Source organism: Paenibacillus sp. FSL R7-0179 (assembly GCF_038002265.1).
Taxonomy (GTDB): Bacteria; Bacillota; Bacilli; order Paenibacillales; family Paenibacillaceae; genus Paenibacillus_AQ.
Window position 1 is genome coordinate 1,945,868 of record NZ_JBBOCC010000001.1, and the last position, 16,445, is coordinate 1,962,312.

The following is a 16,445-nucleotide window of genomic DNA, read 5'->3' on the forward strand; positions in this document are numbered from 1 at the left end:
GCGGTTATAGGGGAGAGCTGGATAATATGGACAATGATCTGGGAAGAACGATTAAGAATGACCTGATTAATGCCTATGGAGTGACTGTAATTCCGGCGGGAAGCAGACTGACTGCCGAGCATCTGGAGCTTATCCGCAAACAAAAAATCGACAGATTCGACATTCTTTTTGCAGATGAGGCTGACCAGACGCCCTCCTACCAGAAGATGGTCAACAATACAGTGGATCTGTCCAAGGAATTATTCGAATCCTACCGGATCTCCCGCAAAATCCCGCTGGCGGATATACGCAAGGAAGTTCTTCCGGTTATCCAGGAGATCTCGCGCAACCCGGATATCTTCGCCTTGTTCCATTCGGTGCAGGGCAAGGATGATTATACATATGAGCACAATGTCGGCGTTGCGGTGCTCTCTACCCTGATCGGGAGATGGCTGGAGATGAGTGAAGCGGAGCTGTCCGTGCTCTCCATGGCTGCAACTCTGCATGACATCGGCAAGCTGAAGATTCCCTCAGAGCTGCTGAATAAGCCCGGCAAGCTGACGGACGAGGAATACACTCAGGTGAAGAAACATACCGTCTATGGCTACGAGATCCTCAAAGAAACCGCCGGAGCCAATTCACGCATTGCCCTGGTGGCGCTTCAGCATCATGAGCGAAACGACGGCAAGGGATATCCGCTGGGGCTGAAGGACGAACAGATCGATCCGTACAGCAAAATAGTGGCCGTGGCCGATATTTTTCATGCGATGTCCAGCAAGCGCCCGTATCATGAACCGACGCCGTTCCATATGATTGTGGATCAGATGAGAAGAGGCAGCTTCGGCGCGCTGGACCCGCATATTGTAACCGTTTTTCTGGAAAATATCGTGAAGCGGTCTGTCGGGCGTGAAGTTGTCCTAACCGATGGCCGGGTCGGCGAGATTGTCTACTTGAACCCGCATGACATCGAGACTCCGCTGATCCGCATCGGGGATGAATATATTGATCTGAGCAAAAGAACGGAGCTTAACATCCGGGAGATCAGCCTCTGATTCCGGTCTACTGGTTGAAATAATCGGCCACTCCCTCAGCGACTGCTTGAGCCGCCTTCCGCTGATAAGCCGCTTTGCGCACAATCGATTCATCGTACGGGTTCGACAGGAAGCCCAGCTCTACAAGGGTGGCCGGCAGCGGATTCTCCCGCAGAATATGGTAGTCGCCGAAGGAGAGGCCGTTGCTGCGCAGACCGATGCCCTCACCCAGCCGGGTCTCCACTGCCCGGGCCAGCCGCAGATCATTCTGCTGCGAATAAAAGAAGGTCAGCGTGCCGGAGACATTCTTCGGCGATGAATTATAATGAATGCTGACAAAAGCGTCCGCACCGAGCTGCCGTCCGAGCTGCACCCGCTGGGAGAGCGCAGGCTTCTGGTCCCCGCGGGTCCGGGTCATCTCCACTCTGGCTCCCTTGGCGGTTAGATAATCCCGCAGGTACAGGGAGGTCTGGAGCGTCAGATCCTTCTCCATCGTGTCATAGGTTGTCCCGAGCATGCCGGGATCGGTGCCGCCGTGGCCAGGGTCCACTATGATCAGCTTGCCCCGGATGCTGCCGGATTTCCGTACCACACTCTGAGCCTGGCTATTCGAGCTGACCGTGCTTGCGCTGCGGACGGTTCCGCCTGACAAATACCCGGAGGATACCCAGCCGACCGTTCCTCCGGCGGTGCGGACCCGCGCCCACTCTCCCTGCCGGAGCAGGAGGGTCACCTTGTTGCCGGATTGCAGGGAGCCGACCACCTCATAGCCCGTTCCCGGCCCGCTGCGGATGCGCAGGGAAGACGCGGTCACGACAGCCGTTCCGCTGGAAGCCGAGGTGGTCTTCACCGCCACCTTGGCAGATGCCTTGGAGGCGGTAGAGCTGGAAGAGGCACTGGTGGAGGAGCTTCCACTGGTTCGCTTCAGGTAGTAACCGGCTACCCAGCCGGAGACAGAGCCGGCCCGGACCTTGAGCCAGCCATGCTGCTCCTCAGTTACGGTAACGGTGGCTCCGGCAGCCAGAGAGCCTGTGACGGCGGCGCTTGCAGCAGGCTCACTGCGTACATTCAGGGAGCTGGCGTACACTTTGGCTGTGTAAGCAGTTGCAGCATAAGCGGTAGAAGACGGCAGGACAGGTGCCAGTATGAATGAAGTCAGCAGACAGGCTGACAGAACTGCGGTATGTATTTTTTGTCGCATACAAATAAAGCCCCATTTCCCCTAGAGATAACATTCTATTACCCGTTTCATCGGCAGGAGAATACCAAAAAATTAAAATTGAAGATAAATACCTACTCCAACTACCGCTAACAACGCTGATAATTACAATCCTCTTATCTTCCTCTGCAGCAGTTGAATATCGCCCGAAGCCCTATTCGTTGGCAGGAAATGTCTGTATAATTATTACATATTGGGGAAACAGACAAAGGAGTGCCGCCGTGATCAGACCTAGATTATTCATTGGTTCTTCCAGAGAATCTATCCGCTATGCCAGGGCTATCCACGAACAGCTGAAGCGGACCGCCGAGGTCCATCCGTGGTATGCCGCAGCTTTCCGGCCGAATGAATACACCATGGAAGCGCTGGAGCGGAATCTGGATATCAGCGATTTTGCCGTCTTTGTGTTCTCGCCGGATGATGTAGCCCGGATTAGGGGTAAATATTATTATGTGACCCGGGACAACACCCAGTTCGAAATGGGCCTGTTCTGGGCAAGGCTGCGGCGAGGCCGGGTCTTCTGCCTGCTGCCGGATCAGGTGCCCGCCCGCGGTGATCTGATCCCGGGTGAGAATGTGGAAGAGTATCATTTGCTGTCGGATCTGTCGGGACTAACCCCGCTGGAATATGAGTGGCAGCATGACAATGTTACTGCGGCGGTGGATGTGAGCTGCGGCAAAATCATCGACAGCATCCAGGCACAGGGGATGTATCACGACCCGGCTGTAGAGTTATTGCAGCTTCGGGCAGAGCTTAGGCGAAAAGAAAGTATCCTTCACTTCTTTTGGCAATATAATAATAATGTAACCCCGCCTCAGGCAGCCGAGAAATATCAGGCACTGAGTGAAGCCGTCCGCAATTCCTTCCTGCCTCCGGAGGATTGCCGGGTCATCGGAGCGGCCATGTGGCGGGCCGAAGCGGAAACGGCCCTGAAGCAGGTCGGCGGCAATGTGGGACGCGGGCAGATGTATCCGTTCTCCGCCTTCAAGGGCGGGAGTGTGAAGCCGGGGGTGCTGGATGCTTTTTTGGCAAAAGAATGGACTTTTTTACAGCGTACGGAAGTTGCGGAGGTATATATCCTATGCTATCCTTTAGGTAAGAACCATGTGCTGTCCGTGCACTTCTCAGGAAGTCAGGGATTATCGGCAGAGGATATTACAGCAGTCGTGGCCTATAACCGGGATTTGTTCCGCACCGTCAATCATTTAGTGGGAGGGGACTAACAGGATGAAGAATATGAAGAATGCCGTTAGTGTATCCAGTACTGTCCGCCGGTCTGCAAGCGGTGACGGCAACAGCGCGGGAGGCAAAGGCCGCACAAGACGCAAATCCGGCCCCAAGCTTACGCCCTCAGCGTCAAGCGTGTATTTGGCACCATCCGTGGAGGGTGGAGACGACGAGTACAAGAAGCTGATCAGCGGTAAAGTGGATAATAACAAGCCATCATTTGCCTGAACATTGGCTAAATCATATTATTGAACAGGTCCCCAGCGATTGCTGGGGGCTTTTTTTGTATTTTGAACGAATGGCGGAACGAAGAACGAATGAAGGAACGAACGGCCGCCGCCACTTAGGTTAGAAGCTATCCTGATGCGCCTGCTCACTCACATCCGTGGCTTTCTTTGTCTGCCCGGTCTTGAATTTAAACTAATATAAGAATTAGGGTGATTCTGTGGACTCTGCTGGAAGCGGGCCGAGTGCTGCGGCGGGGAAAGTGAGAGTGAGAGTGAGAGGGATAAGTCCCTTTGGTGGCGCTGAAAAATGGGGTGGACGGGGAAATGAGAGGGATAAGTCCCTTTGGTGGCGCTGAAAAATGGGGTGGACGGGGAAATGAGAGGGATAAATCCCCTTGGTGGTGCTGAAAAGTGGGCCGGATGGGGAAATGAGAGGGATAAATCCCCTTGGTGACACTGAAAAGTGGGCCGGATGGGGAAATGAGAGGGATAAATCCCCTTGATGGAGCTGAAAAGTGGGCCGGATGGGGAAATGAGAGGGATAAATCCCCTTGGTGACGCTGAAAAGTGGGCCGGATGGGGAAATGAGAGGGATAAATCCCCTTGGTGACGCTGAAAAGTGGGCCGGATGTAGAAATGAGAGGGATAAATCCCCTTGGTGGCGCTGAAAAGTGGGCCGGATGGGGAAATGAGAGGGATAAATCCCCTTGGTGACACTGAAAAGTGGGCTGGATGGGGAAATGAGAGGGATAAATCCCCTTGATGGAGCTGAAAAGTGGGCTGGACGGAGAAATGAGAGGGATAAATCCCCTTGATGGAGCTGAAAGTGGACTGGATGTAGAAATGAGAGGGATAAATCCCCTTGATGGTGCTGAAAGTAGGTCGGATGAGGAGTGCAAGTTGGTTAAATGAGCAAATCAGGAGCACAAGTACACCTGAATCAAGGAAAAGTTAGTTAGATGAGCAAATCAGGAGCACAAGTGCCCCTGAATCGAGTAAAAGTTAGTTAAACGAGCAAATCAGGAGCACAAGTGCACCTGATTCAAGTAGCTGTTAGTTAAATGAGCCAATCAGTTAGGCGGCACCCCATCCCGCGCAATAGTCCCCTATTGCGCGGAGGCAATTCCGCGCGGGTTCTTCGCAAGCTCGCGGCGCACCACCGGGGCGACCTCGGTGGCGAGCAGTTCAATGGCGGCGGCTACCTTGGGGTAGGGGAGGCCGCCGATGTCGAGTTGGGTCATGAAGCGGTTATGGCCGAACAGCTCATGCTGATAGAGAATCTTCTCGATAATCTGTTGCGGGCTGCCCACGGCCAGGGTGTTGTCCGGGGAGGTGAACCTGCCGAATTCGCTGCGGGAGATCCGGTACTCCTGACCGGGGCGCGGGCTGATGCTGTTACGGTAGCTGTAGTAATAAGGATAATACTCATCCAGTGCCTGCTGAGAGGTCTTGGCAATGTAGCCATGGCTGGTGATGGCGATCTTCAGGTCCTCCGGCTGGTGGCCGGCGGCGGCCCCGGCGCGGCGGTAGGTGCCGGCCAGGTTCTGGAACGGCTCCGGGCTGCCGCTCAGGATCGCGATCGCCATGCCGATGCCAAGGGCCCCGGCCTTCGCTGCGCTCTCGGCCGAGCCGCCGATGCCGACCCAGAGCGGCAGCTTCTGCTGGAGCGGACGCGGAGCAATCTCGGCGTTATGCAGCGGGGAGCGGAATTTGCCCTGCCAGTTCATGACCTCATGCTGGTTCAGGGTGAGCAGCAGATCGAGATTCTCGCTGAATAGCTGCTTGTAATCCTCCAGCTCGTAGCCGAATAGCGGGAACGATTCCAGAAAAGCGCCGCGCCCGGCAATAATCTCAGCCCGCCCGTCCGACAGCAGGTCCAGGGTGGCGAAATCCTCGAAAACCCGCACGGGATCAATGGTGCTTAGCACGGTCGTGGCGCTGGTGAGCTTGATCCGCTGTGTAACCTGGGCAATGGCCGCCAGGACAACGGGCACCGAAGAGATCACGAAATCCAGCCGGTGATGCTCCCCGACGCCGAACACATCCAGCCCGGCCTCATCGGCCAGCTTCGCGGCGGCAATCACTTCCTTCAGGCGCTGGGCGGGGCTGATACGTTGTCCGGTATGGCAATCGGTGACGATATCGCCCAATGTATAAATGCCGAATTCAAACTCCGGCAGGCTTGCTTCTTTGGCTTTCGTATTCGCTTGTATATCCGCTTGCGCATCCGCTTCTATATTCGCTTGAGTATTTAGTTGCTCATTAGCTTGTGTATTTCCTTCATTGTTCCCTTGATCATTCATGGTACAGACCCCTTATCATCCATAATAGTGAGCAGCAGTTATCTTGTAAGCTTGTCCGTTAATGCAAAGATATAGCCCAGTATAACACATATACTTACTAATTGTAAGTATATGAGTGGAAGTTTGCGAACTTATTAACATTTGCTGTTTCATCGTGGCTGCTTCCTAGTTACTGTTTCATAGTTTTAGAAGAATGTCAGTACTAAATCAAATTAATCCGCCCGGATATTGTGTATTTTTATTGACAGATCACCTGGGGGATGATATTTTAAATTTACAAATTCCAATCAACTTACTTTGGATTATAATTTGCCGACTGTACATACAGAGGTGCCTGCGTGATTGCTGCGCGAGGTTCCTCTGTTTTTTTGTTGAAAGATAAGAATTTATATGCTTCTCGCTATAACTATTCTTATCTTTCTCGCTGAAACGGTACCGTCCTTTTAAAAGGACGGAAAAGCCGTTTCCACTTGCTAAGGGAATTCAGCCAGAAGGAGGAGCAGATATGGGCGAGGCTTTGTTGTCTATCACAGAACTGAATAAGCACTTTGGTACCGCCGGGGGCCTGGTGCATGCGCTGGAGGATGTGGAGCTGGAGGTGCAGGAGGGTGAGTTCATTACGGTGATTGGACCCAGCGGCTGCGGCAAAAGCACCCTGCTGCGCATCATCGCCGGTCTGGATACCGGCTATACGGGCAGTGTTACTTTGGAGGGGGCAGCGATCAGCGGGCCGGGAATCGATAAGGGGTTTATTTTTCAGGAGCACCGCTTGTTTCCCTGGCTTACGGTAGAGAAGAATATTGCCTCGGATCTGCCGCTGGGCAGGCCGGATATCCGGCAGCGGGTAGATGAGCTGATTGAGCTGGTGAAGCTTGGCGGCTTCGAGAAATCCTATCCCCGCGAGCTGTCGGGAGGGATGGCCCAGCGGGTAGCGATTGCCCGGGCGCTGCTGCGCAGTCCCAAGGTTCTGCTGCTGGATGAGCCCTTTGGCGCGCTGGATGCTTTTACCCGGGCGCATATGCAGGCGGTGCTGCTCGACATTTGGCGGCGTAACCGGACAACGATGATTTTTGTGACACATGATATTGATGAAGCCGTGTTCCTGGGCAACCGGGTGGTCATTCTGGAGCCCCGTCCCGGGCGAATTCGCAAAATCGTTCCCATTGACCTGCCGTATCCGCGCACCAAAACTACAACCTCCTTTCAGGAGCTGCGGCTCAAGGTCTTGAATTACTTCGAGAAGGTGGATGAGCTGGAGCTGAAGGACGGGGCCGGAATATAAAGTAAACCAGATGCTTATTGTCGAAAAGTGAGGCTAAGCTCCGATTTATATCCGACTCAATCCATGCGAATTTATTAATTGATTCAGAAGGAGGGACAGCCATGGCTCAAAGAACTGTAGCGGCAGGAAATGCCGGAAGAACCGGACGGTCCGATGGACCCGGAAAAGTGGTCATTGCCGGTCTGGGGCTGCTGCTTCCGGCAGGAGTGCTGATCCTGTGGCAGATGCTGGGCCATTACGGAGTGATCTCGGAGATGCTGTTCCCGACGCCTTATACGATTGCCCAGTCCTTCATTACGCTGGCGTCTGCCGGGGATTTATGGAGCAACCTGAGAATCAGTGCCCTGCGGGCATTGTCAGGCTTTCTGCTTGGCGGCGGGCTCGGCCTATTCTTTGGCATACTGGTCGGATTATTCCGCCGGTCGGAGAAGCTGCTGGACCCCTCGCTGCAAATGATCCGGATGATTCCGAGCCTTGCCGTAGTGCCGCTGTTCATTCTCTGGTTCGGCATCGGCGAAGAATCCAAGGTGCTGCTGATTGCCAAAGGCGCGTTTTTCCCGGTCTATATCAATACCTTTATCGGTATACGCGGGACGGATAACAAGCTGTTTGAGGTAGCCAGAGTCCTTGGCTTCAGCAGAGGGAAGCAGATTGTACGGCTGGTGCTGCCTGCGGCGGTACCGAATATTATGCTCGGGGTGCGTTTGTCGCTGGGACTCTCCTGGCTGGGACTGGTGGTCGCGGAGCTTATTGCTTCTACCTCGGGGATCGGCTACATGATGTCAGATGCCCGCCAGTTCGCTGATACGCCGGTTGTATTTGTCGGAATTATTATATTTGCCGCTGTCGGGCTGCTGAGTGACACGATTGTCCGCCTGGTTGAACAGCGTCTGCTCCGGTGGCGGGACAGTTATCAGGGATAGGAGGGGAAGCGTAGCATGAGTGAAGGGATCGAAGCCATAATCAAGACAGCCAAGGGGGTAAGGGAAGCCCGTGATTATAGCGGAACTGCTTCAATTACTACGTCTAACAACAAGAGAGAGACAGAATCTGTAGTCTGGAAAAAGCTTCTGTATGACTGGGGCACCGGGGCAGCCATTCCCGCAGCAGTACTAGCCATATGGCAGCTTGGCGGGAACACAGGCTGGATCTCGCCGGAGTTCCTTCCGGCACCGCTGACGATTCTCTCCGCATTTGCGGATCTGGCCGTTAAGGGGGAGCTTATCCACCATCTGGGCGTCAGCATCGGTCGGGCGGGCCTCGGGTTCCTGATTGGAGGAATTCTCGGCCTGCTGCTGGGGACATTGACCGGCCTGTTCCGCAGCGCAGCCTATCTGCTGGACCCAAGTATACAGATTCTGCGTCTGGTTCCGCATCTGGCCATAGCCCCGCTAATTATTCTGTGGTTTGGCTTCGGGGAGATTTCGAAGGTGGTGATTATCATGAGCGGCTCCTTCTTCCCGCTCTATGTTAATACCTTCATGGGCATCCGGGGAGTGGACAACAAGCTGTTCGAAGTGGCCCGGGTGCTCGGCTTCAGTCCGCTGCAGAAGCTGCGGCGGCTGATCCTGCCGGCTGCGCTGCCCGGCATTCTCCTGGGCCTGCGCTTATCGATGGCGGTGGCCTGGATCGGTCTGGTGGTTGCTGAACTGATCGGATCACAGTCCGGGGTTGGCTTTCTCATTAATGAAGCGAAGCAGAATTCCAATACGGCAGTTATATTTGTCGGGATACTTATTTTCGCCGTGGTCGGCAAGCTAATCGATTCGCTATTCCGCATCATTGAACGCAGATTCCTGTACTGGCGGGACAGCTATCAAGGGTAAAGACGGGTTATTGCAACGCTAACGCTAATGAAACCAAGGGGGCAACAACATGAACCAACCGGCACTGAAGGAAGCATTGAAACTGACAGCAGATGTACTGGTAATCGGCGGAGGTCCGGCAGGAACATGGGCGGCACTTACAGCCGCAGCCAAGGGAGTGAAGGTGATCCTGGCCGATAAGGGCTACTGCGGCACCAGCGGTGCGACTGCCCCGTCGGGAACAGGCGTGTGGTACGTGAAGCCGGAGGCGGAGCTGCGCGAGGCAGCGAAGGCCAGCCGCTACGCGATGGGCGGCAAGCTGGCCGAGCAGCGCTGGATGGACCGGGTGCTGGACCGTACGTATGAGAATATGAACAGACTGGGCGTCAGCGGCTATCCGTTCCCGGTGGACGAAGAAGGCAATCCATACCGCCGGGGTCTGCAGGGACCTGAATATATGCGGCTGATGCGCAAGCTGGTGAAGAAGGCGGGGGTGAAGATTCTGGACCACAGTCCCGTGCTGGAGCTGCTCGCCGATGAGCACGGGGTAGCCGGAGCGGCCGGCGTGCAGACCCAGAGCGGGGAAGCCTGGAGTGTGCATGCCGGGGCGGTAGTTATCGCCACCGGGGGCTGCGCTTTCCTCAGTAAGGCGCTGGGCTGCAACGTCCTGACGGGTGATGGCTACTTATTCGCTGCGGAAGCAGGGGCGAGCCTGTCCGGCATGGAGTTCTCCAATGCCTATGCGATCTGCCCGACCTTCTCCTCTGTAACGAAGACCGCGTATTACAGCTATGCCAGCTTCTATTATGAGGACGGCAGCGTGGTGGAAGGAGCGGGCTCCAAAAAGGGCCGCTCGGTCATTGCCAGGAATCTGCTGGCCGGCCGCCAGGTGTTTGCGAAGCTGGACGGAGCCGATGAGGCCTTGCAGCCGCTGCTGCGGGTGGCACAGACGAACTTCTTCCTGCCGTTCGACCGGCGGGGAATTAATCCCTTTAAGGATCTCTTCCCGGTAACCCTGCGGCTGGAGGGGACCGTCCGGGGAACCGGCGGCATCCGGATTACGGATGAGCAGTGCGGTACAGGCGTACCCGGCTTGTACGCGGCGGGGGATGCCGCCACCCGCGAGCTGATCTGCGGCGGATTCACCGGAGGCGGCAGTCATAATGCCGCCTGGGCGATGTCCTCCGGCTCCTTCGCCGGAGAAGGGGCGGCCGCCTATGCAGCCGGACTCGGCCGGTATTCAGATCACCGCGCACCTGCCGGGCTATCCTCTTCACCGCTGGTTCACCAGGAAGTGAGGGCGGGAGCTGCGGCCAGAACCGCAGAGTATGTGGAGGCTGTGCAGGCAGAAGTCAAACCGTACGATATTAATCTGTTCCGTACAGAGCAGGGGCTGGCGTCCTCGCTGGAGCGTCTGGACGGACTATGGAAGGAGCAGCGCAGCCGGGAAATCCAGCGCACGCCGGAAGGCGTGAAGGCGCGTGAAGCCGAAGCGATGACGGCAACGGCACGCTGGATGTACAACTCCGCACTGGCCCGCACCGAAACCCGGGGAATGCACAAACGGGAGGACTTCAAGGGAAGTGATGACAGCCAGCATCACCGCTTAATCAGCGGCGGACTGGATCAGATATGGGTGAAGGCAGAAGAGGTAGCGAAGGAGAGTGTATTGCTGTGATTGAAGTCATCAGCGCTGACCGGTGTGTAGAATGTAACCAGTGCGTATCCGTCTGCCCGACCAATGTATTCGACCGGGTAGAGAACGGAATTCCCGTAATCGCCCGGCAGAGCGACTGCCAGACCTGCTTCATGTGTGAGCTGTATTGTCCGGTGGACGCGCTGTATGTGGCTCCGGATTCCGAGGGGCTTACCGGCATTACAGAGGCAGAGCTTGAGCAGCAAGGCCTGCTTGGCGGCTACCGCGAGAAGGTAGGCTGGGGCAAGGGCAGACAGCCGGTGGCTAGTCATGACTTCATGGTGAAGCTGGCGGCCCGGGCAGGATTCTGATTTCAGATATGCGTGAACAACATCCAGTAGACGACTGAGGGGAGAATACAGCAATGAGCAGATTGTACAGAGAGATTACAGGTGTATGGAGCAAAAGGGGACGCCTCACGCTGATTACAGCTGTGGTGATGATCATGCTGGTACTGCAGGCTTGCGGCAATAACACAGGCTCGGGAGGCAGCCCGGCAGCAGGCAGTGGAGGTACCAATACCGCTGAAGCAGCTGGCGGTAAGGCGGCAAGCAATGTTCCGGCCGTGCTGAATTTCGGATACATCGGCTCCAACAAGCTGAATCTGCCGGGAGGGGCGGAAGGGTGGGGTCTTTACAAAGGTATTATTCAGGAAGAACTGAAACAGTATGGGATTACCGAAGTGAAGCTGACCGGCTTCCCGAACGGACCGGATCAGACGGAATCCTTAATCAGCGGAAGACTTGATTTCGGCAGCCTCGGGGATACCCCGGCGATTATCGCCTACGCCTCAGGAGCCAAGACCCGGCTGATCGCCCAGACTTCAGCGCATACGGTTGGTTATCTGATCGGCAAGAAGGACGGGCCGAAGACGGTGCAGGATCTGAAGGGCAAGACGATTGCCATCCAAAAAGGTTCGTTTATGCACCGTTACGTAGTCGGCTTACTGAAGCAGGAGGGCGTAACTGATTATAAGCTGGTTCACATGCTGATTCCCGATGCAACCGCAGCACTGGCCCGCGGCGATGTAGACGCGACCACCAATAACGGTGTAGCGGCGCTTAAGCAGATAGAGCAGGGGTACACCCATCTGGATGATGCTTCGACCCATCCGGATCTGCTCGGAAGCAGCGCTACCGTAGTGTCGGAGGAGTATCTTGCGAAATTCCCGGATTTCCCTAAGGTCTGGAATGCAGCACGGGAGAAGGCACTGGCCGATCTGAAGCAGCATGAAGATGAATATTATCAGTTCCTGGCGGAGATCGGAGATACCACCCCGGAAATCGCGAAGCAGGTCACTCCGATCAGTGATATCAAGGATACAGCCTTCACGGATGACGGCCTTAAGCTGCTGGAGGGCACCAAGAATTTCCTCGTCGATGAGAAGCTGGCCAAGAAGGATTTCAATATCAGCGATTGGCAGCTTGAATAACAGCTGAATAACCTGAGTGTCTGAAGGTGTTCCGCTGCGGTTCAAGGCAGTGGAGCGCCTTTATTGTTCTGTGTGTACGGCGGGAAGTTCTGAATATTGGGTACCCTATTTATAGGAGCTTCTGTGTCCTTAACCGGAGTAGCTGGAGACAGCCCATAAAGTTTTATATATACTAACTGGGCGGTTGAGATTATACTAAGTTGAACGAACCGTTTCTTCAGCAGGCGGAGCGTCTCCCCAGATGTACACACACAGACACTAGAATATTATGCTGGAGGAAATTGAATGAGCATTACAGAACTTACTAGCCAACTTTCCAGTTTTACAGGAAGGCTACTGCGGGAACGCTTCGGGAAGGGACCTGAATCGATACACGCCTCGATCGGGCAGCAGTGTATTGCACTGCATATCCGTAATTTCATCGGACCTGTGGAGAGGTTTCTATTGAATAAGGAAGAAGAACAGGCGTTTCGTTATACACGGGAGCTTCTGATGAAGTCCCTGCTTCCCGAGCTTGCAGCGTACCTGAAGGACAGCATGGCTATTGAGGTCGGCGAGCTTTTTTATGATTGGGGCATTCATAACGCATCGGGTATGATCGTGGCACTCATCAAGAATGACGACGTACCGGTTGATGATTATGCCGGGCGCGAAGAAGTCCATACCCAGATTAACGAGGTAACCAGGAAGGTCCAAAAGGAACCGGTCTATACAGACTCCTGGTGGCTGGGACCCCGCATTCTGATTATCAAGCGCGAAGGCATCATGATTCCTTTGGAGAAGGAATTGATTGGCCTCGGCTACGAGAATACACTGAAGACCACCAAGCGGAAGATGGAAAAACGATATTTGGAGGATACCACCACAATCGCCCAGATGCTTGGCAAAGAGCTGTCGGATATTTATGTGGACTGGGATTTCGACAAAGATACCAGCGTGATAGCCTATACTTTTCACTGAAGTCTAACCATATATGGGTGGAAATGAGTCGGACATGCAAATGAGCCGAACATGAGCCGAAGAAGGGGGAATGGTCCCTTTCTTCGGTTTTTTTATTTTCTGCCCATCTGCAGTTAGGGGTGCTGAGACTTTTTAGGAGGATAAGCTGGATGGAGGAGTGCAAGTGGACGGTATTATATGTAGAAGATAATCAGCTCAATATGGCCTTAGTACACCATATCTTCAAAAGAAATCTGCCCTCCGTATTGCTGCTGAAGGCTGAAACGGCAGAGCTTGGACTGCAAATAGCACAGGAAGCTCTGCCGGATCTGATCATCCTGGACATCGGGCTTCCCGGACTTAACGGATATGAAGCCCTGGAAATACTGCAGCAGGATCAGGCAACCTGTCATATTCCGGTGCTGGCAACCAGTGCGTTTGCGCAAAACTCGGATATTGAAAAGGCCCGGAAGAAGGGCTTTGCCGAATATATCACCAAGCCCTTTCAGGTTAAAGCGTTCACCGAAACCGTGAAAAGGCTGCTCTACGGAGAAGACCTACAGAAGATTTAGCACGAAAACAGTAACAGGGGATTCATTAAGGTGGGGAGCTGGGGAGATCTCTGTCTGGCGGCGGGTTCACGAACTGCTGTAATCCGCTGAATAAGGAATTATTGGTATTCGACATAATGATTTGACTTTCGCCCGATTATGCAAGATATTTATATTGCAGATTTAATATAAAAGAATTGCATTCAATATTTCACAAACGGGCGGTGGATCTTATGCTAGGGCATCATACGGAGTCGTCTTCTCCATTTGAACAGGCATTTAAGACAGGAACTGCCGGAGTAGCCTTTCTCTCCATGGCTGAAGAATGGATGAAAGTGAATCCGGCGGTAACCCTCTTGCTCGGATATTCCGAAGAGCAGCTGCTGGGACGCAGCTTCCAAGCGTTCTGGGATGAAGCTAGCCTGCACATACATAGTTACAGGATGGGGAGCCTCAGGAGCGGAGCAGCCCCTTTTTTTGAAGCCGAAATCAAGCTGCGCCATGCGGACGGTTCGGCGGTTCCAGTGCTGCTGCATGTAGCGAGGGTGAGCGAGCCTTCTACGGGAGAGGGGTTATATTATATCGTTCACTTGGCCGGAAGGCTGCTTGAGGCACCGGCTGAGACACTTCCCGGACCGTCTGAGCGGCTGTACCGGCTGATTGCCGGCAACATCAGGGACATTGTCTACTATGCGGCGCCGGGTTCAGTCTGCCGTTATTGCTCCCCCTCAGTGGAAGAGGTGCTCGGGTATAGACCGGAAGAGCTGATCGGCCGTGACAGTAGCAGATTGGTTCATCCTGAGGATCTGGCCTTAATCAGTGCGGAGCAGATGGCAGAATCGCCTGATGTCCAGCTCCGGATATTACATGCGAATGGCCAATATATCTGGATTGAATTCTCTCTGAGAACGGTGGAAGACGGCGGGGAGCGCGGGGTGCTGGCTGTCGGCCGCGATGTGACCCGGCGCAAGATTGTGGAGCAGAAGCTTCAGGAGTCCGTCGAGCGTTATACCTCGCTGAAGAAATATAATCATGACGCGATCATATCGCTGGACCTGGAAGGCCATATTATTAACGGGAATGAACAGGCGGTACGGCTGACAGGGTATACGATAGCTGAGTTGGTGGGCATGAGTGTCAGCCGGATCATCGGCGAGCGCCAGCTGCAGAATGTAATCGGTCCCCGCCGGCAGAACGGCTCCGCGGGACAGGATATCAACCTGATCTGGCATAAGGACGGGCATTCGGTCGAGGTTCTGACCACCCTTGCGCCGATTATTATCAACCAGTCTACCGTAGGCTTTTATATTATCGTCAAGGATATTACCGAGCAGAAGCGGCTGCTGATTGCCAAGGAGACCGCAGAGAATACGAACCGCGCCAAAAGTGAGTTCCTGGCCATGATGAGCCACGAAATCCGTACCCCAATGAACGGGGTGATCGGGATGACCGACCTGCTCCTGGAGAGCAGTGAGCCGGGTTCGCAGCAGCGGGAGTTCCTGGAGATTATCCGCCAGAGCGGCGAATCCCTGCTCAATATCATCAACGACATTCTCGATCTCTCCAAGATTGAGGCTGGCAAAATCTCACTCCAGGACGAGCCGTTCATTCTCCGGCACTGCTTGGATTCCGTGCTGGAGCTGCTTCAGCTCAAGGCGGAGCGCAAGGGGCTGACCCTTAGCGTGGAGACCGGGCCGGATGTGCCGCAGCGGCTGATCGGGGACGGGGAGCGGCTGAAGCAGATCCTGCTCAATCTGGCCGGCAATGCTGTGAAGTTCACCTGTACCGGAGGGGTAAAGGTAAGCGTAAAGCGCATTGCCGATGGCCCGGCAGGAGTAACGCTCCAGTTCACCGTGGCGGATACGGGCAGCGGCATTCCCGAGGAGGCCCGCAGCCGCTTGTTCGAGCCGTTCTATCAGCTGGAGCATTTCAGGGGCCGTCAGGGGGAAGGCACCGGTCTGGGGCTGGCGATCAGCAAGCAATTGGCCGAACGGATGGGCGGCGGCATTTATCTGGATACAGCGGCCGAGCAAGGGGCGACCTTTGTGTTCACCGTGGTCCTCCGGACAGAAGCGCAGGCGCTTCCGGCTGACGGGCTGGAGGGAATTCTGCCGGAGCAGCAATCAGCAGGCCGTTCCCTGCATATTCTGGTCGCCGAGGACAATGTGATCAACCAGATCGTCCTGCGTAAGATCCTGGAGAAGCGCGGCTTCACCGTCGATGTGGCCGAGGACGGGCGGCAGGCGGTCGATATGACGGCCCGGCACGGCTATGATCTGATCTTCATGGATGTGCAGATGCCCGGGATGAATGGCCTGGAGGCCACAGCTGCCATCAGGGCAGAGCAGCCGGCAGACCGGCAGCCGGTTATTGTTGCAGTAACGGCCAACGCGCTTAAGGGCGACCGGGAGCTGTGCCTCGAAGCAGGAATGGACGAGTATATCAGCAAGCCGCTGAGAACTGGCAGCATTGCTAAAGTGATCGGGAAATTTTTTGCAGAACAGGAATAAGCGGTTCTCTCTTCACAGAATAATCACAATACTGAGCTAAAGCTGCAATGCAGTGCTGTACTATCTTGCATATGGAAGTCTTTTTGATTAAGATAGCAGAAACTGGTGCATAAGAGCACTGATATACCTAGTAATGACAATGACGAAGAGAGTAAGCACTTCATAGCGGATCTTAACAGGGAAGGCGTGCCGGAGACTGAGAGCACCCTCATGAGACGTTTAGTGCCGAAGTTCACTTCCGAGT

General features: G+C 54.7%; 15 protein-coding genes. 13 read left to right on the forward strand and 2 right to left on the reverse strand.

Going from position 1 to position 16,445, the window contains the following annotated elements; translation table 11 throughout:
- Positions 1–26 precede the first annotated feature (26 nt).
- Complete coding sequence (locus tag MKX63_RS08655) at positions 27–1,031, forward strand: HD-GYP domain-containing protein (protein ID WP_341016515.1); 1,005 nt, start codon at positions 27–29, stop codon at positions 1,029–1,031.
- A 7-nt stretch (positions 1,032–1,038) separates the two neighbouring features.
- On the opposite strand, the gene MKX63_RS08660 is transcribed toward MKX63_RS08655, so the two are convergent.
- The gene (locus MKX63_RS08660; RefSeq protein WP_341016516.1) at positions 1,039–2,211 is read right to left on the reverse strand and encodes an N-acetylmuramoyl-L-alanine amidase; all 1,173 of its coding nucleotides are present in this window, start codon (positions 2,209–2,211) and stop codon (positions 1,039–1,041) included.
- A 239-nt stretch (positions 2,212–2,450) separates the two neighbouring features.
- On the opposite strand from MKX63_RS08660, the gene MKX63_RS08665 reads away from it, so the two are divergent.
- The 3 genes from MKX63_RS08665 (at position 2,451) to MKX63_RS08675 (ending at position 4,595) form a co-directional block, all read left to right on the forward strand.
- Complete coding sequence (locus MKX63_RS08665; protein WP_341016517.1) at positions 2,451–3,452, forward strand: TIR domain-containing protein; 1,002 nt, start codon at positions 2,451–2,453, stop codon at positions 3,450–3,452.
- A gap of 4 nt (positions 3,453–3,456) precedes the next feature.
- Entirely contained in the window at positions 3,457–3,684 is a 228-nt protein-coding gene (locus tag MKX63_RS08670) for a hypothetical protein (protein ID WP_341016518.1), read from the forward strand.
- A 758-nt stretch (positions 3,685–4,442) separates the two neighbouring features.
- Positions 4,443–4,595: a hypothetical protein gene (locus MKX63_RS08675; protein ID WP_341016520.1), complete on the forward strand. Its 153-nt coding sequence runs from the start codon at positions 4,443–4,445 to the stop codon at positions 4,593–4,595.
- 194 nt (positions 4,596–4,789) lie between these two features.
- On the opposite strand, the gene MKX63_RS08680 is transcribed toward MKX63_RS08675, so the two are convergent.
- The gene (locus MKX63_RS08680) at positions 4,790–5,986 is read right to left on the reverse strand and encodes an LLM class flavin-dependent oxidoreductase (protein ID WP_341016522.1); all 1,197 of its coding nucleotides are present in this window, start codon (positions 5,984–5,986) and stop codon (positions 4,790–4,792) included.
- 505 nt (positions 5,987–6,491) lie between these two features.
- Between MKX63_RS08680 and MKX63_RS08685 the strand changes: the two genes are divergently transcribed.
- The 9 genes from MKX63_RS08685 (at position 6,492) to MKX63_RS08725 (ending at position 16,201) form a co-directional block, all read left to right on the forward strand.
- Positions 6,492–7,268, forward strand: a complete 777-nt coding sequence (locus MKX63_RS08685; RefSeq protein WP_341016523.1) for an ABC transporter ATP-binding protein — start codon at positions 6,492–6,494, stop codon at positions 7,266–7,268.
- Between the two features lie 101 nt (positions 7,269–7,369).
- Complete coding sequence (locus tag MKX63_RS08690; RefSeq protein WP_341016524.1) at positions 7,370–8,191, forward strand: ABC transporter permease; 822 nt, start codon at positions 7,370–7,372, stop codon at positions 8,189–8,191.
- Positions 8,192–8,206: 15 nt separating this feature from the next.
- Positions 8,207–9,094, forward strand: coding sequence for an ABC transporter permease (locus tag MKX63_RS08695; protein ID WP_341016525.1), 888 nt, complete (start codon positions 8,207–8,209; stop codon positions 9,092–9,094).
- A gap of 49 nt (positions 9,095–9,143) precedes the next feature.
- Positions 9,144–10,751, forward strand: a complete 1,608-nt coding sequence (locus tag MKX63_RS08700; protein ID WP_341016527.1) for an FAD-binding protein — start codon at positions 9,144–9,146, stop codon at positions 10,749–10,751.
- Entirely contained in the window at positions 10,748–11,080 is a 333-nt protein-coding gene (locus tag MKX63_RS08705; protein WP_341016529.1) for a ferredoxin family protein, read from the forward strand. The genes MKX63_RS08700 and MKX63_RS08705 overlap by 4 nt, the downstream gene beginning before the upstream one ends.
- A 53-nt stretch (positions 11,081–11,133) precedes the next feature.
- On the forward strand, positions 11,134–12,201 hold the full coding sequence (locus tag MKX63_RS08710; protein ID WP_341016533.1) for an ABC transporter substrate-binding protein: 1,068 nt from the start codon (positions 11,134–11,136) through the stop codon (positions 12,199–12,201).
- Positions 12,202–12,486: 285 nt separating this feature from the next.
- Entirely contained in the window at positions 12,487–13,161 is a 675-nt protein-coding gene (locus tag MKX63_RS08715) for a Na-translocating system protein MpsC family protein (protein ID WP_341016535.1), read from the forward strand.
- A 149-nt stretch (positions 13,162–13,310) separates the two neighbouring features.
- Positions 13,311–13,712, forward strand: coding sequence for a response regulator (locus MKX63_RS08720; protein ID WP_341016537.1), 402 nt, complete (start codon positions 13,311–13,313; stop codon positions 13,710–13,712).
- A 212-nt stretch (positions 13,713–13,924) separates the two neighbouring features.
- On the forward strand, positions 13,925–16,201 hold the full coding sequence (locus MKX63_RS08725; protein ID WP_341018574.1) for a PAS domain S-box protein: 2,277 nt from the start codon (positions 13,925–13,927) through the stop codon (positions 16,199–16,201).
- Positions 16,202–16,445: the final 244 nt, after the last annotated feature.